23 protein-coding genes are annotated in these 24,774 nt (G+C 36.5%); 3 read left to right on the forward strand and 20 right to left on the reverse strand.

What is annotated here, in order from left to right; genetic code table 11:
• Positions 1–48: 48 nt before the first annotated feature.
• The 8 genes from ACN6MT_RS22380 to ACN6MT_RS22415 all read right to left on the reverse strand — a co-directional run bounded on the left by ACN6MT_RS22380 (position 49) and on the right by ACN6MT_RS22415 (position 8,339).
• Entirely contained in the window at positions 49–585 is a 537-nt protein-coding gene (locus ACN6MT_RS22380) for a hypothetical protein (protein WP_419888115.1), read from the reverse strand.
• A 39-nt stretch (positions 586–624) separates the two neighbouring features.
• On the reverse strand, positions 625–1,257 hold the full coding sequence (locus ACN6MT_RS22385; protein WP_419888116.1) for a hypothetical protein: 633 nt from the start codon (positions 1,255–1,257) through the stop codon (positions 625–627).
• Positions 1,258–1,352: 95 nt separating this feature from the next.
• Entirely contained in the window at positions 1,353–2,648 is a 1,296-nt protein-coding gene (locus tag ACN6MT_RS22390; protein WP_419888117.1) for an MFS transporter, read from the reverse strand.
• 441 nt (positions 2,649–3,089) lie between these two features.
• Positions 3,090–4,415, reverse strand: coding sequence for a branched-chain amino acid transport system II carrier protein (gene brnQ / locus ACN6MT_RS22395; RefSeq protein ID WP_419888118.1), 1,326 nt, complete (start codon positions 4,413–4,415; stop codon positions 3,090–3,092).
• Between the two features lie 43 nt (positions 4,416–4,458).
• The gene (locus ACN6MT_RS22400) at positions 4,459–5,418 is read right to left on the reverse strand and encodes an AraC family transcriptional regulator (protein WP_419888119.1); all 960 of its coding nucleotides are present in this window, start codon (positions 5,416–5,418) and stop codon (positions 4,459–4,461) included.
• Between the two features lie 129 nt (positions 5,419–5,547).
• Complete coding sequence (gene rhaD / locus ACN6MT_RS22405) at positions 5,548–6,378, reverse strand: rhamnulose-1-phosphate aldolase (protein WP_419956504.1); 831 nt, start codon at positions 6,376–6,378, stop codon at positions 5,548–5,550.
• 257 nt (positions 6,379–6,635) lie between these two features.
• A complete protein-coding gene (locus ACN6MT_RS22410; RefSeq protein WP_419956505.1) occupies positions 6,636–7,469 on the reverse strand; it encodes a radical SAM protein in 834 nt (277 codons plus the stop codon).
• Positions 7,470–7,577: 108 nt separating this feature from the next.
• On the reverse strand, positions 7,578–8,339 hold the full coding sequence (locus ACN6MT_RS22415; protein WP_419888120.1) for a DeoR/GlpR family DNA-binding transcription regulator: 762 nt from the start codon (positions 8,337–8,339) through the stop codon (positions 7,578–7,580).
• A 185-nt stretch (positions 8,340–8,524) separates the two neighbouring features.
• Here ACN6MT_RS22415 and ACN6MT_RS22420 point away from each other — a divergent pair, with 185 nt between their 5' ends.
• On the forward strand, positions 8,525–8,800 hold the full coding sequence (locus tag ACN6MT_RS22420) for a hypothetical protein (RefSeq protein WP_063253528.1): 276 nt from the start codon (positions 8,525–8,527) through the stop codon (positions 8,798–8,800).
• A gap of 27 nt (positions 8,801–8,827) precedes the next feature.
• The gene (locus ACN6MT_RS22425; protein ID WP_063253529.1) at positions 8,828–9,172 is read left to right on the forward strand and encodes a spore coat protein; all 345 of its coding nucleotides are present in this window, start codon (positions 8,828–8,830) and stop codon (positions 9,170–9,172) included.
• Between the two features lie 266 nt (positions 9,173–9,438).
• Here ACN6MT_RS22425 and rhaA read toward each other — a convergent pair whose 3' ends face one another.
• The 3 genes from rhaA to ACN6MT_RS22440 all read right to left on the reverse strand — a co-directional run bounded on the left by rhaA (position 9,439) and on the right by ACN6MT_RS22440 (position 12,908).
• Positions 9,439–10,692, reverse strand: coding sequence for an L-rhamnose isomerase (gene rhaA / locus ACN6MT_RS22430; protein ID WP_419888121.1), 1,254 nt, complete (start codon positions 10,690–10,692; stop codon positions 9,439–9,441).
• A 21-nt stretch (positions 10,693–10,713) separates the two neighbouring features.
• Positions 10,714–12,132: a rhamnulokinase gene (gene rhaB / locus ACN6MT_RS22435; protein ID WP_419888122.1), complete on the reverse strand. Its 1,419-nt coding sequence runs from the start codon at positions 12,130–12,132 to the stop codon at positions 10,714–10,716.
• Between the two features lie 167 nt (positions 12,133–12,299).
• Complete coding sequence (locus ACN6MT_RS22440) at positions 12,300–12,908, reverse strand: hypothetical protein (protein ID WP_419888123.1); 609 nt, start codon at positions 12,906–12,908, stop codon at positions 12,300–12,302.
• Positions 12,909–13,073: 165 nt separating this feature from the next.
• Between ACN6MT_RS22440 and ACN6MT_RS22445 the strand changes: the two genes are divergently transcribed.
• Complete coding sequence (locus ACN6MT_RS22445; RefSeq protein WP_419888124.1) at positions 13,074–13,517, forward strand: cell wall hydrolase; 444 nt, start codon at positions 13,074–13,076, stop codon at positions 13,515–13,517.
• A 27-nt stretch (positions 13,518–13,544) separates the two neighbouring features.
• Here ACN6MT_RS22445 and ACN6MT_RS22450 read toward each other — a convergent pair whose 3' ends face one another.
• The 9 genes from ACN6MT_RS22450 to ACN6MT_RS22490 form a co-directional block, all read right to left on the reverse strand.
• On the reverse strand, positions 13,545–14,240 hold the full coding sequence (locus ACN6MT_RS22450; protein WP_419888125.1) for an SDR family oxidoreductase: 696 nt from the start codon (positions 14,238–14,240) through the stop codon (positions 13,545–13,547).
• Between the two features lie 68 nt (positions 14,241–14,308).
• Positions 14,309–14,767 carry a VOC family protein gene (locus ACN6MT_RS22455; protein ID WP_419888126.1) on the reverse strand — a complete coding sequence of 153 codons (459 nt, stop codon included), beginning with the start codon at positions 14,765–14,767 and terminating at the stop codon, positions 14,309–14,311.
• 145 nt (positions 14,768–14,912) lie between these two features.
• Entirely contained in the window at positions 14,913–15,902 is a 990-nt protein-coding gene (locus tag ACN6MT_RS22460) for an endo-1,4-beta-xylanase (RefSeq protein ID WP_419888127.1), read from the reverse strand.
• 68 nt (positions 15,903–15,970) lie between these two features.
• Positions 15,971–16,900, reverse strand: coding sequence for a carbohydrate ABC transporter permease (locus tag ACN6MT_RS22465; RefSeq protein WP_419888128.1), 930 nt, complete (start codon positions 16,898–16,900; stop codon positions 15,971–15,973).
• An 11-nt stretch (positions 16,901–16,911) separates the two neighbouring features.
• Entirely contained in the window at positions 16,912–17,886 is a 975-nt protein-coding gene (locus ACN6MT_RS22470) for an ABC transporter permease (protein ID WP_419956506.1), read from the reverse strand.
• A gap of 185 nt (positions 17,887–18,071) precedes the next feature.
• Entirely contained in the window at positions 18,072–19,730 is a 1,659-nt protein-coding gene (locus ACN6MT_RS22475; RefSeq protein ID WP_063253539.1) for an ABC transporter substrate-binding protein, read from the reverse strand.
• 83 nt (positions 19,731–19,813) lie between these two features.
• On the reverse strand, positions 19,814–21,601 hold the full coding sequence (locus tag ACN6MT_RS22480; protein WP_419888129.1) for a sensor histidine kinase: 1,788 nt from the start codon (positions 21,599–21,601) through the stop codon (positions 19,814–19,816).
• On the reverse strand, positions 21,598–23,178 hold the full coding sequence (locus tag ACN6MT_RS22485) for a response regulator transcription factor (protein WP_419888130.1): 1,581 nt from the start codon (positions 23,176–23,178) through the stop codon (positions 21,598–21,600). The genes ACN6MT_RS22480 and ACN6MT_RS22485 overlap by 4 nt, the downstream gene beginning before the upstream one ends.
• 128 nt (positions 23,179–23,306) lie before the next feature.
• Positions 23,307–24,461 (reverse strand): glycosyl hydrolase family 8, encoded by a 1,155-nt coding sequence (locus ACN6MT_RS22490; protein ID WP_419888131.1) that lies wholly within the window; start codon positions 24,459–24,461, stop codon positions 23,307–23,309.
• Positions 24,462–24,774: the final 313 nt, after the last annotated feature.

The following is a 24,774-nucleotide window of genomic DNA, read 5'->3' on the forward strand; positions in this document are numbered from 1 at the left end:
ACCCTTACAGTTTGATACAATAGTCTATGCTTCATTCATCAGTTCGTTCTATTTGAGGTAATAGTTTTTTAAATCCGCAGAAACTTGTTCATCAGGACCATAAACCTTCTCGATAGCCTCCACTGTTCGTGAATTTACCATTTCCAATTTATGTTCAATGCGCTTATCTATATATTCAAACGCAGATAAAGACTTAAGCATATCAAAAAATATATTTATCCCTTTTGTTTCGATTAGGTACGTGCTTAGTAGTGCTCCATCACGGTACATGGAACCTTCAGGATCAGTGTAATCAATTTGCCCAAGCTCTTCGATTGTTTTTAAAGTATTCGAGATTTCCATTGCTTTTTGCGCGTTTTCAATCGGTTTTTGAGGATCAAATGAGACCATTCCGTTACCGTCTCGGTTTATGGCAGCCTGTAAATAAGTAGCAAATCCTTCTTGTATATAGATGGAGGCATTATCGTTGGTTATATCTCCTACCATCTTATGTGTTAATTCATGGGCCAGATATTTAAAAATTTGCGACATGACGCCTGAGTTAATTTTTAGTGATTCTCCAATCTCATTCCATCCGCTCAACATGACCCATGGGACTGTGGCCGACACTTCATTAATATTGGATTATACTTTTATGGAGATCGGTTCTGGTTTCCAATTAAACATTTTTGAATAGAAGGCTACTATATCTGTGGCATCCTTTAATGTTTTTTGAGCTGTATCTTCTTGTCCTTTTTTATAATAAACTGTGATTGATCCAGATTCGGAAGTTAGAGTTTCAAATGGCACATCATTTAGAATCCACTTCTCATTAACCTTAATTGCTTGGTAGATGACTAAGTTATTTGTGCTTTCGAAATTAGGATGACTCATCTTGACTCTAAAATAAACCATCCCTTTCGTATCATTTTCTTTCGTAAAACTAATGTCCACAGATAGTGTATAGCCTTGCTCTTTTTTAAATTTCGCTTCTTCTATCCATCTTTTTTGTTCTTTAAAGAAGAGGTGATTCTCACTGTTTTGATAACTCATAAAAACAGTTTCATCATTGTTTTCAACCGCTTGTTCTATTTGCAGCATATCCCACTCCGGTGTACCCTTCTTAACTTCAGGTTCTTCCACTTGCTTATTTTTATTTAGTTTAGAAGGTGGAGTTTGTTCTTTTTTAGGTTCTCCTTTCGTTTGCTCACTGTTACTGTTACAACCTGTCAGGAGAACGCATACTAGTAAAATACCCCACATACCTATACCCTTCATCCTATTTCCCCCTTAAATAATAAAAACCTTCTAGCATAAGTGGACGGTCCACTATGCCAGAAGGTTTCACATTATTTTCAAATAAAAGTTGCAATTCACGCAGTAACTTTAACTCTTTTAGAACTTGACCAGATTAATACTTGTATGAGGAAGAGTGACAGAATTCCTCCTGCAATGGATAGTGTTGCGTAACTAGTATTCGCAGCCACAACTCCAGAAAGTACACCTCCAGTTGCTCCGGATAAGGCAACCATAACATCTACGGTTCCTTGCGTTTTTGCACGATTGGCCGTATTCGTTGAATCAACAAGAATCGCAGTTCCGCTTATTAATCCGAAGTTCCAGCCTAGACCAAGCAATATGAGTGCCAAGGTAAGTAATGTCATTGATTCACCGGGAGCGATGGCAGCGAGCAGTCCTGCTGCAAGTAAGGTAATACCTGCTGCAATTGCCATATACAGACGTCCAATTCGATCAACGAGGACTCCTGTCAGCAAAGATGGAAGATACATAGCACCAACATGGAATCCAATGATCATTCCAACCTCACGTAAACCATGACCATGCTCTCCCATATGTACAGGTGTCATCGTCATGATGGCAACCATCACCAATTGGGTTAATACCATTAATATTGCTGCGGCAACAATTCCTCTTTTGTTAAACGTTAGTGAGTGTGTATGACTATCTATAAGGATGTTCTTGTTGTTTCTCTTCTCATCGGCAATAGCTTTAGCAACGATGAGCGGGTCAGGACGAAGTAGCACTAGAAGCACCAAACCAGCGAGAATATAGGTGGCTGCTGCTAGGATAAACGGTCCTGATAGTGCCGGGACACCAATTCTTGTTGCAAATCCGCCCATAACATCCACTAAGTTCGGACCTGCGACCGCACCAAAGGTAGTTGAAACCATGGCAATACTAATCGCTGTAGCACGCTGCTTTGGACTTGCCAAGTCAGTTCCTGCATAGCGGGCTTGTAAGTTTGTAGCGCCCCCTGAGCCGTAGATTAGAAGGGAGACAAAAAGAAGTAAAATATTACTTGTGATGGCTGAAACCACTACTCCTATTGCACCTATCCCTCCGGCAAGAAAACCAGCTGCCAGCCCCAACCGGCGGCCATAACGCTGGGATAACCGCCCAACGAGAAGAGCCGCTCCTGCAGATCCAAGTGTGAATAACGCAGTTGGAACTCCTGTAAAGCTGTCTGTTCCCAGCATATCTTGTGCCAGAAGTGCACCAACTGTAATACCAGCTGCCAGTCCTGCACCGCCAAAAATTTGTGATAATACTACAATAATCAAAGTTCGACGATATAGTGCACGCTGCTTTTCTGGGGAGTTAATGTAAAGCAGTAAATTACTTTTTAATTGATCTTTGTTATGTGACACCACTACACCTCCCTGCTATTAATCAAGACCTGATTACTAAATCATAGCATCTTGGGTTAGTAAGGAAAACATATTTATATCTGCTTTCATACTTGATATCAAGCATCCATAATGAAGTCCGTTTTTTCTTTTCCTGCTCTGTTTTGGGCTTCATGCCCCCTCCATGAGGACTGGTTTTTCTTATCCAACTCTACTTGGGTCTTCATGAACCCTTCATGAATCCATTTTTACTTTTCCAACTCTACTTTGGGATTCATAAACCCTTCTGAGGACCATTTTTACTTTTCCAACTCTATTTTGGGCTTCATGAAACCCTAATGAGGACTGGTTTTTCTTATCCAACGCGCTTTTGGGAAGCATGAAACCCTTCATAACCAATGTTTGAAGCGCAAAAAAAACGAGAAACCTCCAATCTAATAGGTTTCTCGTTTTTTAACAATATTATGGATTTGTTCTTGTTACAGGTGATGGACCTCTTAACTTTCCTAACAGATAACCAACGATTAAGCCAACAACTGCAGGGGCTAGCCACCCAATTCCTTCGATGTAAAAAGGAAGAATTTCAAATCCCCCGCCCCATATGTTATTTAGGAATGTTTTATTAATCGTGTCCAATATACTGAATATAGTTACAAAGCCTATCACAGTGATATAAATATATGGATTTCTTTTTATCATATCATCAAATAGCCCTAAGAAGATCAGTACGATGGCAATCGGGTAGATCATCCCGAGAATAGGTACTGAAATCTGCAGGATTTGCGTTAATCCTAAATTCGCAATAGCGGTACTAAGAACAGCTAAGATCACGACCCATACCTTATAAGCAACTTTTGGAATGGCAGTAGAGAAGAATTGACTGCATGATGTAATCAAACCAATGGAAACACAAAAACATGCTAATGTAAAAACGATGCCTAAAATGAGTGTTCCACTTTGTCCAAACAGGTATGTCATAATGTTAGATAAAATAATGGCCCCATTTTCTGCCTGGCCTAATGAAGAACTCGCCGCCCCTAAATAGCCCAAGATAAGATAGATCACTGCTAATAACAACCCCGCGCCGAAACCTGCGTACATCATATAGCGTGATTTCATTTTTGAATCGCTAACACCTTGAGCTGTCAATGTGTTAGCAATGACAATTCCGAATGCTAGGGCTGCTAAGGCATCCATTGTTAAATACCCTTCTAAAATCCCTTGAAAAAGAGGATTCTCACGGTAATTCCCCATCGGTGATTCAAATGACCCAATCGGATCCATTAAGCTCTTTATAAAAATAACTGCAATTAGAGCTAAAAGTATTGGGGTCAATAACTTCCCAAAAAGACTAATCAGTTTTGAAGGATACATACTTAACCATGCCGCTAGGCCAAAAAAGACGACAGTATAGATGAGTAAAGAAACTGGACTTCCAACAAAATTTTCTGGCAAGAAAGGCGCTGCGCCCATTTCAAAGGCAAGGCTTCCTGCACGTGGTATCGCCAGTCCAGGACCAATGGCAATGTAGATTAAAAATGGAAAAACCAGTGCAAAAATAGGATGAACTCTAAGATTCAGTTCATTTAAACTACCTGCCTTAGCCACCGCTATGACCCCTAATATCGGCAGTCCAACTGCAGACACGATAAAACCAGCAAGAGCAGCCCATAAATGATCACCAGCTGATTGACCAAGAAAGGGTGGAAAAATTAAATTACCTGCTCCAAAAAACATAGAAAATAACATAAAACTAATAAAGACCACTTGTTTTGCAGAAAAATTCATGATGTTGTATCTCCTTATGATGTAAAAATATTATTGTATTATATCACTTAATCATTCTGAATTCTTTAGGAGTTCTTCCATATTTCTCTTTAAAAATCCGATAAAAATAACTAATATTATCATAGCCGACTTGCTCAACAATTAAAGCGATCGGCAAATCACTTCCTTGTAATAATTCTTTTGCTTTTTCTAGTCTTCTTTCCTGAAGAAGCTCCTTAAAGGTCCGAGAAGTTGCCTTTTTAATCGTTTTACTAAGACCATAATGTGATTGGTTTAATTGATCTGCTAATTCATATAAAGAGGCTTCCTTGTAGTGTTCCTCAATATATTTAAGTGATTCCACCACCAAATAATGAGTGATGGACGATTCTTCTTTTCTCTCTACCCTATCAGAATTCTTTATTAACTCAATCATAAAGAGACCCATATAAAGCTTGATGGCAGACTCTGAAAAAGTGGTCGGATACATAATTTCATGGATTATTTTTCTAATTAAATCTTGTATGGCTTCCACTTCAGAAACTTTAAAATAAAGAAATTGCCCATCCTGAGTATTATTATAAAGGCTGCTCAACAAAAAATCGCTGACAAAATTTTCAGAACTTAAATAGGAAAAAATGAAGTCAAAGAAAGCAGGACGAATAATAAAGTTGATGATAATGTCTTCTTTCGCACAAGCTTTAATTTCATGTTCAATATGTTGGTTTAAGAGCAGCAGTTCACCTTCCTTTAAGGTAATCTGTCTCCCCCCAACAATCTGCTGCAATTCCCCATTAAAAACATAATTGACCTCAATGTAATCATGTTTATGTAAAGGAAAATCCACAAATCTTGTATGTTTTCGAACCATGATCATCTTATCTTTACTTAAGAATTTCTCACTTTCAATAATAAAATTTGTCTTACTTGTATATAAGTCTTTGCTCACATTACTTTGTTGTTCAATAATCTCTTTCTCTTCATCTGTCAGTTGTAAAAGTTCGTTAAGAAGTTCCTGGTTCACTCTATTCACCTATTTCCTACTGGACCTAAAAGTGCTTTTTATAAGTTATAATGATACCATTTCCCTGCACCGATTAGAATAAAAAAAGTATGCTTCTTTGTAAGAAACATACCATAATTCATTATATTCCTATAGTTTAAGAATCCCTTTTCGTGGTACCACATTAAAAGCATGTGCTAGTTCCAATAGCTGCTGGTCTGTTAACGTTTGTTTTTTACCACCTTGGGTACAAACTAGAGTATATACTTCAGCTGCTTTTTCCGCTGTCTCAATCAAGCCAAAAGTTTCATCCAATGTGCTGCCTGCACCGAATATTCCATGATGCGGCCAGAGTACAAGGCGGACTTCTTCCATTTTCTCTGCAGTTGCTTCACCTATGGCATTTGTTCCGGGAACAATCCACGGAATAATCCCTACTCCTTCAGGGAAAACAACAAGACATTCTGTACACATCTCCCATAAGGTTTTTGTAAATTCTATTTCGTTTAAACTATGTGTAAAGGACATCGCAATTAGGTTTGTTGCGTGGCAATGCATAATTACTCGATGGTTTTTATCAACGGCTAAGCGCTTCATATGGTTCATAAGATGTGTTGGTAATTCACTTGTTGCAATCCCGCCATCTTCAAATCCCCAAAGAATTTCATAGCTTTTACCCTCTGCAGAAATACGGATAATACCAAGGTTATTTGCTGGATCTGTTTTTACATTTTTAAAATATTTTCCGGACCCTGTAACGATGAAGTAACGTCCAGCTAGGGTTGAGGCGTCAAAGTTCATTGCTACTGTTCTTTTAACATCGTCTACATTCAAAAAGGGAAGAACTTCGTACTCATGTAGTAAATAACTGATATTACCGCCATTTCGTTCATCCCAGCCTAAACGATATAAATTCGCGGTTGTTTCTAACATTTCTTGTAAAAATGGTGCGGAGTATATTCCATCTTTGATCATGGTCATGCTCATCTTCCACTCTCTCCTTATATAAAACCTTTTGATTTATTATTTTAGTTATATTTATTCTCTACACCGTAATCATACATCCAAAACAAACATAAATCAACATAAAAACAAACATAAAACACCATTTATATTTGTTTTTATTAACACTTCCGTCACAATTTTATCCGTTTATTTTTGTTTAACTTTAAGAAGTATGGAATACTAATATGTTTTGTTAAACAAAAAACAGACCTAATTCGGTCTGCATTCACATGTTATTCTAAAAATGCTTCTTGTTTAGAAACCCGTATCATATCACTAGGGAAAAATTTATTAAAATACTTTTCAACCTTGATGTGTATATCTTTTCTATACCACTTTGCTAAATCATGTTCCTTAAATAACAGAGGCATACCTAACCTCTCAGAACGTGTTCCATCTGCACCATCCCCAATGGTTAACGTATCAATCCAAATGTGATCGACGATCCCGTCCAATACTTTTGGAAAATCGGGTGTAAATGGCAATACTGGTGATAGCGAAGCTTGTGTAGGTATTCCTGCAGCATGTATTTCTTTTAAAGCCTTTAACCGTAATTGAATTCCTGGTGCAGAAGGAGCAAAAATTTGCTTGATGTCTTCCCTGTCTGTCTCAACTGTCATCGACACAAGAACTTTGCATTTATCTTTCAATACCGTCAACAAATCAATATCTTTTGTGATGAACGGGGAACGTGTTTGAATCCATAGAAAATCCGGTGGATATTCAATCATTACCTGTAATATCCCGCGGACAATGTTTGCTTTCCGTTCTATCGGTTGGTAGGGATCGGTTGCAGATGACATAAAAATATTAATCGGTTTGTCTTTTTTTCGAAGCCTTATTATTTCATTTCGGTAATTTTCAGCTGCGTTTATTTTTATTTCTACCCATTCTCCCCAAGGGATTTCTTTGAATCTTTGAATAGGCATTTCTCTTACATAGCAATACCGGCAAGAAAAGGCACAACCACTGTAAGGATTCAATGAATGGGTAAAGCCAACATCTAAATATCCCTTGGCTTCAGTTAGAATCTTCTTAGAGACACTTTCTTTTATTTCAATGCTAATAAATACTCCCCCTTTCTCAAGTGAATTTGCCTTATCTAGCAATTTAACATGATTGAAAACTAGGTGCAATGAAAACGAAAAACAGACCAGAATTTGGTCTGTTTCTCTTTATTTTGCAATTGTTACGTCTATGTTTCTTTCCTTTAACTGTTTTTTCGTTTTTTCTTCAATATTTGAATCAGTAATAATGCAGTCAATCTTTGTTATAGGAGCAATTTGGGAAAAAGCTCGTGTTCCAAATTTACTTGAGTCCACCATTAGAATTGTTTCATCGGCAATGTCAATCATTTGCTTCTTCAACAGTGCTTGTAATTCATTAAAATCACTTAGTCCTTTTTCAAGGTGCACTCCTTTGCAGGATATAAAAGCTTTATTGACATGGTACATTTCAAGGGACCTTTCGGCAAGTGGGCCGACATATGATAAGGATTGTGCCAATAACGTCCCGCCTGTGGAGATGACTTTGATTTGTTCCTTTTTGCTAAGCTCAATCGCTACTTTAATTGAGTTTGTTAGTACCGTTAATGGCATGTCCTCTAATTCCTTTGCCACATACCATGCGGTTGTACTGGCATCCAAAACAATTTGGTCTCCAGGCTCAATAGAACGGACGGCCTCAACCGCAATGGCTTTCTTCTCAGCAGCGTTGGTAATTTCCCTTTCTATATAAGAGGTTTCACTTTGGTCCTTTTCAATACTTACTGCCCCGCCATGACTTCTCATTAATAGATTCTCTTTTTCAAGTTTTTCAAGATCCCTGCGAATCGTTTCTTCTGTAACAGAAAAAATTTTGCTTAGTTCCGTAACCCTTACACTTAGTCGTTCATTCACTAAATCAACAATTTTTCTCTGTCTTTCCGCTACCAGCATGCCCTGCACCCTTCCATACTTTTGCTTTTATTTATATTGTTTTATCCTTTGTTTATGTTTGTTTTCTATATTCAATATAACATAATTTTTGAAAAACAAAAATAAGTTAAATAAATAAAAAGCATATTTTGGTTACATTTCGCAAAATATAAATTTGTTGGAAGTTAAATGAAAGGAGTTTACTTATGCAAAATAATCAACCACCGATTCCAAACCCTCCTAGGGCTATTACGACAAAGGATGTGCTTTATCTAAAGGATGCCTTATCATGGGAGCTTTTAGCATTTAAGAAATTTCATTTTATGGCGAATCAGATCCAAAACCCTCAATTAAAGGATGCACTAAATAAGGCGGGACAAATGCATCAAAATCATTATCAACGACTACTTACTCACCTTCAGGTGGATAACAATACTGCATTAGCCAATCTTCCTAATACACAGCAGATGCAGCAGCAGTAACGATTATTAAGGAAAGGAGGAAGAATAATGTCAAATCAGCAAAGTCAAAACAGCAACCAAATTGCGAACCCTCAGACTGGAGAATTGCCTAAAGTTAAAACTCCAGATATGAATGATCGAGATTTTGTTAATGACGCACTTAGTACATGTAAGTATTTAACGGACAGCCTCAACATTGCCGTAAGAGAAGCGAGCCACGAACAGCTTCATACGGATGTATTACAAATTCTGACTGAAACACATCAAAGCTGCAGGGAACTCTATAACCTAATGTTCCAGCATGGATGGTACAAACTAGAGGCAGAAGAACAGCAAAAATTAGACCAAGCTTATCAACAATTCAATAACTATTCTTCGCAATTTCCATATTAAAGTCAGCCTTTGGGGGTCATGCGATTTTGAAAAAGGACGAAAGAGTTAAAGTAACAAGGCTTATGAAACCTAATAAATCAAATCGCTCTGCAGATAGCCTTAATAGAACAACTGGAACTGATAATATAAAAGACTATGATAGAGCATAGGAAGATGACCGTCTCTAGAAATTAAAAAACAGACTTTTGTAGAACTGTCACACTTGTCAGCTTCATGCGACATGAGTGGGTCCAGTGCAATAGAGTCTGTTTTTTCACATTATTACTTTATCGCTTTGATAGTACCTCTGCTTCATAGGATCTAATTTCTTCTAGCCACGCTTCCCTCACTGGAACACCCATTTTTTCGCAATAGTAATCCCAAACTGCCCCAAATGGATATGTTTTGAATTCTTCCATTAATGCTAGTCTTTCTGTAAAGTTACCTTCTTCTTGAAGCTGCTTTAAATATTCATTTGGTACTAACATTGCATAAAGGAGCGCTTTAATCATGTTGCGTGTACCAATAGTCCAAGCAGCAACACGGTTAATACTTGCATCAAAGAAATCTAGTCCGATGATTACGCGGTCTAAGGCATCGTTACGCACGATTTCTAATGCGATTTCTTTTAATTCATCATCAAGAATAACAACATGGTCACTGTCCCAGCGAACTGGTCTTGAAACGTGTAACGCAAGTTTTTCGCTAAATAAAAGCATAGATGAGATTTTGTTTGAAACTGTTTCTGTTGGATGGTAGTGACCTGTATCTAGTAAGCACAATTTATCGTTTTTCATTGCATAGTTCAAATAAAATTCATGTGAACCAACAACATAAGATTCAGAACCAATACCGAATATTTTACTTTCGACAGCATCTAAGTTGTACTTTTCATCTGTTTCAACCGCAAAAATCTTATCTAACGATTCTTTTAATCTCTTTCTTGGAGTAAGACGATCACTTGGGATATCTTTGTAGCCATCTGGAATCCAAATGTTTGTTAATGCTGGTGTACCAAGCTCTCTTCCGAAATATTCACCAATTTTACGGCTGCCAATACAGTGATTAATCCAGAATTCACGAATTTCTTCATTTGGATGGGAAAGGGTTAAACCATCATCCGCTTTTGGATGTGAGAATAAGGTTGGATTATAATCCAAACCTAGACCATTTTCCTTTGCCCATTTTACCCAGTTTTCAAAATGCTTTGGTTCCAGCTGATCACGTTCCACCACCTCACCGTTTGTTTCTGCATAAATAGCATGAAGGTTGATTCGGTGTTTACCAGGGATTAAGGATAATGCCTTCTCTAAATCACTTCTTAATTCTTCTGCATTGGTCGCTTTACCAGGATAATTCCCAGTAACATCAATACCACCTGATAATTCGTTTTGGTTTACTTCGAAGCCGGCAACATCATCGCCTTGCCAGCAATGTATAGAAATGGGAACGCTTTTTAGCTTTTCCACTACTTCTTCAACGTCTACTCCCCATTTAGCATATGTTTGTTTCGCAAGTTCAAAATTTTCTTTAATAGTCATATTTATTCTTCCTTCCTTTCATTAGCTGATTACTTGTTGAGCTGGCAGATATTTTTTGACTTCAAATGACTCCTTAATAATCGAACGCGCTTCTTTAATATCATTGATTTCTCCAAGTGCCATTAATTGGGCCGCGATGTTACCAAGTGCGGTTGCTTCAACAGGTCCAGCATAGACTTCTTTATGGGTGACATCAGCAATCAGCTGGTTAAGCATTTCATTTTGACAGCCGCCGCCAATAACATTAATCTTGGTAAACTTCTTTTCAAAAATCTCTTCAATCTCTGCAACAGCTTCTTGGTAGCTTACTGCTAAACTATCAAACACACATTTCGCCACTTCACCAGGTGTACTTGGTACAGGCTGCTGCGTTTCAATACAATAGTTCATGATGGCCTCAATCATGCTATCCGGCTTTAGAAAACGGTCATCGTTTACATTTACCGTCGCCTTATAATCCCCTGCCAACCTTGCTAAATCCACAAACTGTGCAAAGGAGTATTCGTCATTGTAATTTCGCTTCACTTCTTGGATCATCCAAAGACCCATGATATTTTTCAAGAAGCGGTATTGGTAATTGATTCCGCCTTCATTGGTAAAATTATAATCCAATGCCTTCGTTACACAGATAGGAAAATAGTTTTCCACCCCAATTAGTGACCAAGTTCCAGAACTGATATAAATAGATTCAGCTTCTTCTGGTACGGCAATCACCGCTGAACCTGTATCATGTGTGGCTGGAAGGATAACTTGAAGGTCAAAACCAAGTTCTGATACGAGATTTTCTGTAAGTGTACCAAGAATTGTTTTGGGAGCTTTAATTTCATGAAACATTTCTTTATTTATCCCAAGCACATCTAATATCTGATGATCCCAGTGTTTCGTGAATGCATTTACAAGCTGTGTAGAGGTTGCATTGGTGTATTCATTGGCTTTCTTGCCTGTAAGTAAGTAATTAAAATAATCGGGTATCATTAAGAATGATTTTGCTTTTTCTAGGATTTCGGGATTGTTTTTTTTGATAGAGAATAATTGATAGATTGTATTAAACTTCTGAAACTGTATGCCTGTTTCAAGGTAAAGCCGCTCTTTAGAAAAGAGCTTGAAGACCTCTTCCATCATCCCATCCGTCCGAGGGTCACGATACGAAACCGCATTGGTTAATGGTTGATCTTTTTCATCTAATAACAAAAAGTCAACCGCCCATGTATCAATTCCAATGCTGTCTGGCTTAATGCCCAGCTCCTTGCATTTTTTTAGTCCATTTTTGATTTCGTGAAAAAGTTTATCTGCTTCCCAGCAAAAGGAATCCCCTTTTTTTACAATCTTGTTTTCAAAGCGATGAATTTCATCTAGTTTTAATCGTCCATCCTCAAGATACCCCAATATAAGTCTTCCACTTGATGCTCCGATGTCGACAGCTATACTGTATTTTGGCATTAACATCACCTTTCTGTTGAAAACGCTTACCGATAACTCTATCTTACTAGAAATTCTCATTTTTCCTATAACGTGATTCGACTAATTTATTGTCCTTATTTGCACTCATGCATGGTCCATAACGACAAAAGGAGATTCTTTCAATCTGAAAGAATCTCCTTTTAATTCTACTGGGATACTATTGAGAAAAACTTATTGATATTCTTCAAGTTTTTTGCTGTACTTGGGACACATAACACCTTGTTTTCATCCAATTTGAGTGGAGCCAAAAGGGTAATTTCAGATGTACGGATACCGTAAACTTTTTCATCAGAGTTTAACAGTTTATCCGTTCCCTTTAGATCATTTAATGCTACCAATGATGATGGTTGTGATGAAATTTCGTCGAATAGTTCTTTCTCAACAATCATTAAATCAATTCCGCCAAGCGTTATCTCTGCAGACATTTTTTGTATTGCTGCTTGCGAAGCCTGATCCATACTAGCTTTATTATAATTTAAATATTGAACAAAAACTTCTTCATCCGCTTTGTCTTGCACCAGCTTGCTGTTTAACTGTTCTTGTAATTGAACGACACCATCTGAATTTACCCCTTGTCCAATAATGGTCATATTTAGAACCACTTCTTTTTTCTCACCAATACTGCTAATAAAAGAGACTAATAGAACGACGGCCGCAATGGTCCCAATGATATGAAACTTGTAATAATCCCATATATATGCAATTCTTTCTTTGGGACTCATCGGTGTAAGGATTGCTTTGATGTTTTGCTTCAATAGTAGTTTCTCCCTTCCATGACTGGGCTTTCAAATATAGTTTTAATTTGATTTTAGTATAAAGAATCTAATAATACTACAATTGAGAAAAAATAAAACACCATAATTCAGTAACAATGACATCAATACAGGCTGTTTTTCATACTATATTTCTGGGGTGAGAAAATGCCAAGAATTAATTACCGGAGTTCAGACGTTGACTTAATGGCAAGGATGATGCGGGCAGAAGCCGAGGGTGAAGGAAAACAGGGAATGTTAATGGTTGGAAATGTTATTGTTAATCGTGTGAAAGCAGATTGTTCTGACTTTAAAGATCTACGAAACGTTAACGATGTCATTTTTCATGTCCAAGGAGGAAATTTTTCTTTTGAAGCAGTTCAAAAAGGGAATGTATTTTATCAACGAGCGAGATCTGCTGAAAAAAGATTAGCAAAACAGAATTTAGAATATTGGAGAGAACACCCATCAAAATATGCCCTTTGGTATTTTAATCCGTATGCTCCATGTCCTCCAACATGGTACGGTCAACCACATTCTGGTCAATTTAAGCAGCATTGTTATTATGAACCAAAAGCCGGCACATGTGAAAGTATTTATACGGGAGCTTAAGCTTACTCGATGAGTAAGCTTTTTCCATTATAACGGCATTGGCTGCCCTTCGTAGGTGATAAACACATTCTCATTATCAATCTCTCGTTTCCCTTCTATAATATCAAATATTCCTTTGGCAGTTTCAATTGGGTTACCTGGTGCTCTTTCTCCGCCCATATCTGTCTTAATCCATCCGGGATGTATAGCGTAAACATTAATATTTTTAAGTTTTACATAATGGTTTAGTTGATGTGTGAACATGTTTAATGCAGTTTTTGAAGAAGCGTATGCATAATCACCGCCATAAGCATTGGACATACTTCCGGCTTCAGAAGAAATATTAATGATTGATGATCGATCACCCATCATGAAAAGAGGAAGGAAATGTTTTACCACTCTCATGGGTCCAAAAAGATTGACATCGAACGTTACTTTTACTTGATCAAAATCCAAGTCCTCAACCTGTTTATCGCGTTCTAACAATACTCCTGCATTATTAATAATCACATCAATGGTTCCAAAGTTTTCTTTTACTATATGAGCAGCTGAAGAAACTGAGTCTTCATCTGTTACATCCAAAGGCAGCAGTAAAATTGATTTATTCATTTCAGATTGAGTTAAACTTTTATTGTTATTTTGGAGATCTCTTACTCCAGCAAGAATTTGATGACCTCTTTCTGCCCCAATCTGTGATAGGGCCAATCCAAGACCTCTATTTGCACCTGTTATCAAAATCCTCATCCATTCATCCTCCTATTATTAATCTAAAAGGAGAGGAGTACCTTTTAAGTATCTCCTCTAGAACCTTTTTATCGATCGTTTTCCAACAATTCCGTGATAATTTTAAGGTCTTTGAATGTGTCCATGTACGCGTATCTTCCACCGGTGTATTCACCTTTTTGAAGTAACGGCATTTGCTTACCTTCCATTATGGCAATTTTTTCTTTCATACCTTCTATGAAAAAAGCAATATGGTGAGGGCCTTCACCATGTTCATCTAAATGCTTCCGCCAAGTACTTGGATGATGATCCGGTTCGATTAATTCTAATTGAAGAGAGCCCATGTCAAAGAATGCTAGTTTCGCACGAGCCTCAGTCGGGTTACCCTCAAACTCTGTTTCTGCACGTTCTAATGTATCTGTTAAACTCCATTCAGGTTTTTCAATACCAAAAAAATCAGCATAGTTCTGGCTCGTTTTTTCAATATCATGAACGAGAATACCTATTTGAGCAATCACGTTCGTTCCAAGAGCATTTTTTCCTGTCATTTGATTAAAACCTCCTATTATTTTCGTTAGGATAAGTAAGGGATTTACGATTAGTGACAAAACGGGTAATCCTTACTCGTATTAGGATTCAAAGGTAATATCTTCTATTCTCCCTTTCCTGCCCGAGATCTCTATTTATCTATGTTTAATATTGTATAACCTTCCAAAAAGATTCTTTTGCCTGATGATTTTCGTCAAATAAAAACGGCCAATTTTTTCTGCCTTTAACAGGAAAATCGCTTAACCAGGTATAATCATCGGCTGCTCCCCAAAAGGTTACCGAAGTAATATGATTTCGAAATTCTCTCAGCAATTGAAATATTTGCTGGTATCTTTCAGCCTGCAAATCTAGCATTTTAAGGGTTGGTTCCGTGAGGTCAGTTCGCTTATCTTCAAAGTCGAAAACGGATACATCCAATTCTGTCAGGTGAAGCTTCAAGCCAAGAGAGGCGTATCGTTCAATCGCTATACGGATATCTTCTAGTCTTGGATTTACAAGATTCCAATGTGCTTGGAGACCAACTCCATGAATGGGAACACCTTTATCTACCAATGATTTCACAAGCTTATAGATTTTTTCACGTTTTTCGGGATTGGATTCATTATAGTCATTGTAAAAAAGCAGGGCGTCCGGGTCAGCCTCATGAGCAAATTCAAATGCTTTTTCGATATAATCTTCTCCGATTATTTCTAACCATTTTGTAGAACGTAATAATTCTGGACCCTCATCCGTTACCGCTTCATTTACCACATCCCAGCAGAAAATTGTCCCTTTATATCTGTTCATTACTGCAGTAATATGTTCCTTCATTCGTTGTAAAAGTGTTTCTCTATCAGCGCCTTCAAATACCCATTCAGGCGTCTGATTATGCCAGACTAATGTATGCCCGCGCATCTTCATTCCATTTTCCTTCGCAAAGGCAGCCAATTGATCAGCTTTTTCAAACGTAAACTGTCCCTCAACAGGTTGAATTTCAATAAATTTCATATCATTTTCGGCTGTAATACTATTAAAATGTTTTCTTAGTAAATCTTTTTGTGACTCTATCGTTCTTACATTCACTGCAGCACCAATATGAAAAGATGCTTCATACACCTTTGATAAAGAAGGTACTTCTACTGACGTTTTCACCATTATTGATCTCTCCTTAATTCAATAATTTTATTAAAAAATCAGATGAGAGAACTCATCTGATTCTTTTTTCAACCTTTTACTCCGCCTAATGTTAATCCTTTTACGAAATATTTTTGCAGGAATGGATAAACCATGATGATTGGTAAACTCGCAATAATGGTCATGGTTGCTCTAATGGAAGTAGGTGTTACTGAGTTTGCAGAAGAATTACTACTCGCAAAAGCATCTGCGGCAGTTTTACCTGACATTGACGCGTTTGAGTTCTGTAGAATTTTCATAAGTTCATATTGCAAAGTACTTAATTCTGGAACAGAAGAATTATACAAGAAAACATCAAACCATGAATTCCATTGATAAACGGCAACAAATAATGAAACAGTAGCTAAGACCGGCATTGATAATGGGAGTACAATTTTAATGAAAATAGTAAAATCTCCTGCCCCATCAATTTTTGCTGATTCGAATAAACTCTCAGGAATTCCCTCAATAAATGACCGAATAACAATAAGATTAAATACTCCAATGATACCAGGTAAAATATATACCCAAAAGCTATCTAATAAATTTAGTTCCTTGATTAGCAAATAGTTTGGAATTAGTCCTCCATTGAAATACATCGTTAGAACAAAGGCAATGGTCACAAATTTTTTAAACACGAAATCCTTACGGCTAATGGTATAAGCAACCATTGCAGTACCAAGGACGGAAGTCAATGTTCCGATGAGCGTTCGTAAAACTGAAATCATGAATGATTGTATGATGCTAGCCTCACCAAATACATGTTGATAATTGGCCCAAGTAAATTCTCTAGGCCAGAGAAAAATTCCGCCTTTTATCGAATCATTTGCATCATTTAAAGAAACCGCCATTTGGTTTAGAAACGGATACAACATTACAACACAAAGGAAAACCATAAACGTGTAATTAAAAACATCAAAAATATAATCTCCTGGTCCTGAATGATACCTGGTTGCTTTAAAAAGTCGTTTTTTTCCCATAAAAATCCCTCCTAGAAAAGCCTTGGCTGATCAAAGCGTTTGGCAATATGGTTTGCTGTAAATAAGAAAATGAAACTAACGACCGTCTTAAATATTCCTGCAGCAGTGGCAAGCGAGAAATTACCTAATGAAATCCCGTATTTTAATACATAAATATCCAAGTTTTCAGAATAGGCGAGATTTAATGGATTTCCTAATAGATATTGAGCCTCAAAGCCTGATTCTAAGATATATCCTAAATTCATGATCATCAAAATAATGATAGTTGGTTTTAAAGAAGGCAATGTGATATATCGGATACGCTGTAACCTAGTAGCACCGTCAATATCAGCTGCCTCATATTGCTCAGGGTCAATCATTGTAATAGCAGCTAAATAAATGATGGTATTCCACCCCACATTTTTCCAAATATCGGATACCCCATTGATTCCCCAAAACCACGTTTCCTTACCAAGCCATAGAATGGGTTCATCGACGATCCCTAATTTTAATAAGACGATATTGACGATACCGTTATCAAGGGAAAGAGAGTAAGAGATGATACTAGCTGCAACTACCCACGAAATAAAATGGGGCATATAACTAATCGTTTGGACCAATTTTTTAAACTTGGCATGTCTAATTTCATTTAATAGGAGGGCAAGACCAATTGCAGTGACAAAACCTAAAACTAGGTTAATGGTGCTCATACCAAGTGTGTTACGCAGCACGCGGTAAAAATTAGGGTCAGTAAATAAAAATTTAAAATGTTCAAGCCCAATCCATTCCTGGTCAAGCAGACTTTTAGCAGGTTTAAAATCCTGGAAAGCAATTGACCAACCCCACAATGGAATGTATTTGAAAATGAATAACCATATCAAAAATGGAAAGCTCATTGCAATCAATGCTTTTTGTGTCATCATTTTCTTAATAAATATTTTCTTAGATTTTTTTGGCTGAACCAATATGGAGGTATCGATTCCCTCCTCTGTTACTCTTGACTCCATTTGCATATTTACCCCCTCCTCTTTAGTAAGCAAACATTATAAAATCATCATCATAAGCCACACCTCAGAATAATCATTCACACACCTGACGCCAAGGTGGGGCTTATGATCTTGAGGATTAATGTTATATAAAGGAGAAAGCCGAAAAGCCAATTTGGCAATATCGGCCTTCTCCTCTTTTTCTATTACTTAGCTAGGTCAATTAGCTTTTTGATTTCCTTGGTCATCGTCTCCTCGTAAACTTTTACATCCAGAGCATTATATTCTTTCTTATACTCTGTCCAAATGGATTCGAATTCTGAAGGTTTAGCTAAAACTAATTTAGGATAATATTTCTTTTGCAAATCTGTTTGTCTTTGAGAGAATATTTGTTCCTTTGATCCCTCTTCAAGTTGTACACTCCAAGCTGGATACCAAGGACGATCCTCCGGCTTGGCAAAAAGGTCAGAGAACACTTGAACTCCATATGCTTCTAGCAATTTTTTATCTCCGTCTGTGTAGGACATTTGAGCAACTTCCGCTTGCCTTCTTGGCTCCCAAGCATTACCATCGGCGTAAAGTCCATTTCCACGAGGCCAGCCCCATTCATAAATCTTAGAACCAAAATCTTCTCTAAATTTCTCATCAGATGTTTTAGCAATTTGTTCTTCTGTACGATGGAAACGACCTTCATCATTTACTTCATAAGTTTCGCCTTTAATTCCCCACAGAATTAGTTTTTGGTTTTCTTCTTTGACCATATTGTCCAAATACTTAATGATACGAACAGGATCCTTTGCACTAACAGTAATACCAACACCACGGTTAGATACAAATGATGGTGGATCTAAATATTGATCTTTTGTATTTTCATCAAATGTAATTGGTAAAGCCATATAACGCTTATCATCAACACCGGCATTTTTAAGATTATCTTCTGCTTGTCCAATTTGCCATCCGTAGTCAAAGAACCCTAGTACACGTCCAGATGTTAACTTTGCAAGGTATTCATCATAGTTACCAACAAACGCTTCCTTGTCAAACAATCCTTTGCTATTTAACTCATTTAATTCTTTTAAATAACGTTTGGTGTCATCATTGTTTCCGTAAACCTTAGCTTCATGTGTTTTCATATCAACCTGTACGCCGCCATCATTTGGGTAACCCGCTAGATGGTTAGGAGTATTTGATAGAGCAAAGAATCTCCAGTCATAAGTTAAAGCTGTAAACCCAATTGTTGATTTTCCTTCTACCTCTGGATGCTTCTTTTGGTAATCTTCAATTAACTTAAAATATTCATCAAGAGTTTTAATTTTAGGATAGCCAGCTTCTTTTAATACTGCACGTTGAACCCAAAATGCACCTTGGTCAATATTAGGGTTAGCAATAAATCCTTGGCTAGCTTCCATAGGAATAAAGAAAATTTTTCCATCTTTATCTTTCATTCTATTTAAATATGGACCATATAGTTTTTTAATATTTGGGGCATGTTTGTCGATTAAATCATTAAGCTCAATAAAAGCACCTGCATCTAATACTTTGGGTAAAGCAGCATCTGGAACTAATAGATCTGGATACTTACCGCTTGCAATCATTGTACCAATTTTAGTGTTAATATCACCGACAGCATATTCTACCTTAAAGTTTACCCCAGTTTGTTTTTCGAGCTCTTTCCCAATCACTGTTTCGTTCGTATTCATATCTTTACCAGGGCTTGCTGCATTGTAATAACTGAATGTTACTGGTTCCTTTGAGTCACCTGATTTACTTGCTTTACCACTTGAACTTTCGTCTTTTGTGCATCCTGCTACAGACACTAGCAGCACAAACATTAGAAGCACCATAAAAATCTTACTCTTAAACATTTGCTTACCCCCCATTTCTTTTATGAAAGCACTTTCATTATAGAATGGAATAGCTTTTTCTCACTACCTAAAAACTATAGATGTTATTTAATAAAGTATAGGTTTTTTTCTAAATTGCCGTGTATTTGGCTATCTATCTGAAGTGGCAATTGAATGGTGATGATTGTTCCATAGTCTAGATGACTATCAATATTAAAATAGAACTGATCCGGATAGTATAGATTCAAGCGATAATAAACATTTTTAATTCCAACATTCTCCCCTATATCTTCCTCATTTTTTAATGATGATAATAATTGCTTTCTCTTCCCTTCCGTCATTCCAACCCCATTATCTTTAATAACACAGGTTAGGAGATTATCTTTTAAAGAAATTGATAGATTAATTTTGCCATTTTCCTTCAATGGTTCAATTCCATGAATGCTTGCGTTTTCTATAAATGGTAAAATGGCCATATTGGGAATTTTATATTCTTCTGTAGATTCATCCACATGAATTTCATAATCCAATTTATCTCCGAATCTATATCTTTGAATTTCTAAAAAACTAATAATTAAATTTATTTCATCCCTAATTGGTACAAAGTCCCTCCCCCACGTCAGGGAGTTTCTAAAAATTTTAGCCATATTATGAATGATTTTCGCGGTTTCTTTTTCCTCCTTCATTAAGCTTCTCATTCGAATGGTTTCTAAAGCGTTAAATAAAAAATGAGGATTGATTTGGCTTTGCAGTGCACTTAACTGTGCCCGGTTTCGTTTAATTTCTAAATCCTTGTTTTGAATATTAACTAATAACACATCGTTGATTAAATCCTTGATTTTTTTAGTCATTCGATTAAATTCACTTGTTAATTGACCAATTTCATCTTCAAATTCCTGGTCATCAATTAGCTCAAAGTTTTGGTTTTCCATCCTCTTTACATGGCGTAAAATCCGATGTAATCGAATCAAAAATGATCTAGAAATAATCACAATAATAATCGTTGGTGCTAAGAAGTTTATGCATGCCAGCAAGAAAATAAAGAGTTTAGATTTATTAACCGTTGTAAGCATTGTTTCTTCCGATATGGTACCTACAATTGTCCAGTCGTTTAAAAACGAACCGCTATTTAGTTTCGTACGGATGGTAACCTGATTCTTCTCTTTATTTATCTGATTAAAATTAACGGATTTATCCATATGTGATAAGAAACGATTGGTTGTGTATTCAATCTCCCCTCTTTCATTTAGTAAGTATACATCCCCTTTAAAAGTTACGTTGTTAAAGATATCTCTTATCGCTGAGGAATTTAGTTCAACCTTCACAAATTTTTGTTTATCTTTATAAAAGTAATCCAAATTACGGATAATACTAAAGGTTTCTAAATTTTTATTTGAAGGTGTATCAATCAGTATTTGCGAGCCATTACTTTTAGTAAGCTCATCCTTGAAGTGTATTGATTGTTCAAGGCTGTCAATTGGATAAACCCCGCCAGAATAGATTACTGTTTGGTTATCCGTATAAAAGCGAATGCTGTTAATAGATGGATTTAATGGGTTAGTCTGATTGAGATTCCTTAAAAAACTATAATGTCTTTCGATATATTCTATATCTGACATATAATCCGTTTCTAAAAATAGATTTAAATTTAAGTTAGTATAATAGGAAGAAGATATTCCTACAGCCTCGTCAATAATCCTTTTAAATTCATTATTAATCTGCTGCAATGCCAATGTGCTATCATCCATTTGCTGTTTTTTAACATTTTCAATTGTAACAATGTAAAAGATTACATTTGTTAATACGATTGGAATGAATACAGCAAAAAAGTACATGATCAACATTTTGTTCTTTAAACGAATATTATGAAAACTTCGGGTTGACCTACTCATTTTTTTATCACTTTTCTATCGTTTATTAATTTATTCCGATACTCAGATGGTGTGATTTTCTCTAACTTTCCGAAAATAGTGACAAAATAATCTGTATTATTGAATCCAACGCTTTCTGCTATTTCATAAATTCTTTTTTCGGATTGGCGCAGCTGCTTTTTTGCCTCGTTAATTCTTACTTGCAGGAGGTAATCCTTAAAGTAGATTCCATATGTTTTCTTAAACAATTGCCCCAAATATACTGGATTCATAAAAAACTTAGAAGCAATGATTTTTAAGCTAATATTCTCATGGTAATGTAAGTCAATATATTGTTTTATTTTGTGAACTTCACCATTTGCAGTCTGCTTCCTCAAATTAGAAATTTCATCTTTACACTCAACTACAAAACCAATAATCAATTCCTTTATTTGAGGTATGGTCAATGGGTAATTTTGCAGGTAAAAAATAACCCGATACGATTGTAAACTTGAAGGATCTCCTCCCATCTTCGTAATAATTTTATGAACATTTTGTATAAAACTAGTAAGTGTAGCAAGAACTGCAGTTTGAGATAGTTTCTTTGAGACAAGAGACTGAAAAAGTACGTCTATTGAATGCAGAATCATAGATGTAGATTCTTCTTCAATTTGTTCAATTAATGGATGATATACTGTTTCGTCCAGCTCCGCAAAGGTAATTGGTTTATCTACAATCTTTTCAAAGAAAAGGAGTCCATCTTCGTTATTTGCATATTTATGCTGCTGTACCTTTTCCACCGTTTCGTAGGAATCTTTTAACAAAGAAAGGCTTGGTACTCCTTCACCAACATAAAATGTAAAATTCTTGGGGATCCTGTTCGTCAGTTCTTTCCTTACCCAAGTAATCAATTTCTTTAGGCTCATTTGAAACCTTGATAAGTGATTGGAGGTAATTAACACACCCAATACACCATTTGATATCTCTTGAATACAGATTCTTTCTTTGCGTTCACAAACATTTCGAATTACATCGGCTAATGTAGATTTTACTTGTCTTATCTTGCTAGACTCATACACTCCATTTACTTCGACCATTAGGTAAAAAAACTCGCTTGGGCTTCCAAGGGAAAGGAATTTTAAAAGGTCTTTGGAATCATTCCCCTCTACCTCTCCTGACAAAAGATGATGAAACACTAATTTCACTTGTTCTTCCAGCCTTTGATCCTGAAGCTTTTTTTGCTCGTTTAACGTTTTTGATAGTACTCTAAGTGTTTGTTCAATTTCATCTTGGTCAATTGGCTTTAATACAAAATCGTGAACACCGTATCTTAATGCTTGTTGAGCATATTTAAAATCACTATATCCGCTGATAATAATAAATTTAGTTTGAATTCCCTCTATTTCTATGGCTTGTTTAATGAGTCCAATTCCATCAAGTACAGGCATACGGATATCTGTAATCACGAGGTCCGGGTTTAAATCATGGATCATCTTAAGGGCATCTTCGCCGTTTGCGGCTTCTCCGACTACATTAAAGCCACAGTCTTCCCAATTTATTAAATTTCTTAATCCTTTGCGGAAATACATTTCATCATCTACTAATAAAACTTTGTTCATTTCCGTCACTCTCCTATTTTTTACACGCTTAATATGTATTTAGGAATTTATCAAAGAATAATTAATACTATTCCATTTATAGAGAAGGCCCGCAAAATAAAACCTTGCGGACCTTTCTTTTTATTAATCTATTCTTTTGGCATCCATATTTTATAGTTGCCACTCAACGCTAAAATACTAAAAAAGTATAAGCAGTTATCATAGTATCTTCTAACCCCAGTTCTAACCGGAGTATTCCACAACAACTCCACCCATTTTTTGCCCTTAATTTCATCAGCCGCTAGAGAAGCCATGGCGTTGGTTGCAAGCAAGCCAACAGGATGAAGAGATTTCTCTTCGAATGGTTCACCGGCAATCGTGTATCTGCGATAGTCAGCAGGTGCTTTGTCCGCAAAGAAAGCTTGAATTTTATTTGCTTCTTGCCGCTCCCATTCATCTCCTCTAAACCACTCAAAATCAAGCCCGATGTTTGCTGCAACACGATAGGCGTCACTGAAGAAATGCCCATAACCATTTTCATTGTTTGGCGTTCCATCATAATACGCATACTCCGGCGCCAAGCCTGTTATTGGATGACAAGCAATTTTTAAATACTCCCTGCTGGCAGCAGCTGCTTCCTTCCAAAATGGCTGATCTTCCTCGTAAGACCAAAGTGCAAATAGTTCATAAAAGTGAGGTACATGATAAGATGGATCGGAATACTCACAGTTAGGTATGAATTTAATGAGTTTATTCTGAGGATTCCACATTGGATATCCTTCACCATTTTCACCTTTATGTATACAAGTCCTAAGTAAGTCTCTTGCTTGAATGCTGTAATCAAAAGGCGCAGCACCATCTCCCCAGCGGTGTGAGGCAAAAAACAAAGCCATCGCAAAAAATTCTTCCCCATCAGGTGCAGGACCATAAGCTCTCTTTGAACCGTCTGGGTTACAGGACCAGGCAAAATAGCCGGCGTTTTCTCCGCTTGTCATATACATGTTCATCATCGTCCACTTCCACAAGCGGTCGAAGACATCTTTATTGTCCATTTGTACAGCCATCATCATTCCATATGACATGCCCTCAGTCCGTACATCCAGGTTTCCTGTATCCAACATGTACCCTAAATCTTCGCCAACAGGATAGTAGATTCTTGTATCTTCATTTCCATTAAATAACTCTTCCCAATTTTGTTGAATTCTAGTTGAGATTTGTTCATCTGTTTTTCCAATTTCTTTAAATAGGTTGCGATATTGCCCTGTATAAAATGAACCTTCCTGCATTTCTACTAATCTCGACATTTATTCCCCTCCAATTGATATGAATTAATTAAGCTATTATCTGAACCTAAATAATTCGGTGTATCATATATTTAGAATGTGCTGGTAGTCATAAACTGCCAGCACATTATAATTTGTATACTTGTCGCACAATGGTAACGCTTTCAGATGTTTATATTAAAGGAATCATTTAGTAATCTTGTAAAATAAATACGTTAATTTTATTTTTATTATAGCGAGAGGAACTTAGTTTGTCTATTGCATAAACTAAGTTTATTGGCAAATTTATTTGAAATTTTAAATAAAACAGGTCCCAAAATGGAGACCACTTGGG

Origin of the sequence: Neobacillus niacini, assembly GCF_048572935.1 — a bacterium.
Lineage (GTDB): Bacteria > Bacillota > Bacilli > Bacillales > Cytobacillaceae > Neobacillus > Neobacillus niacini.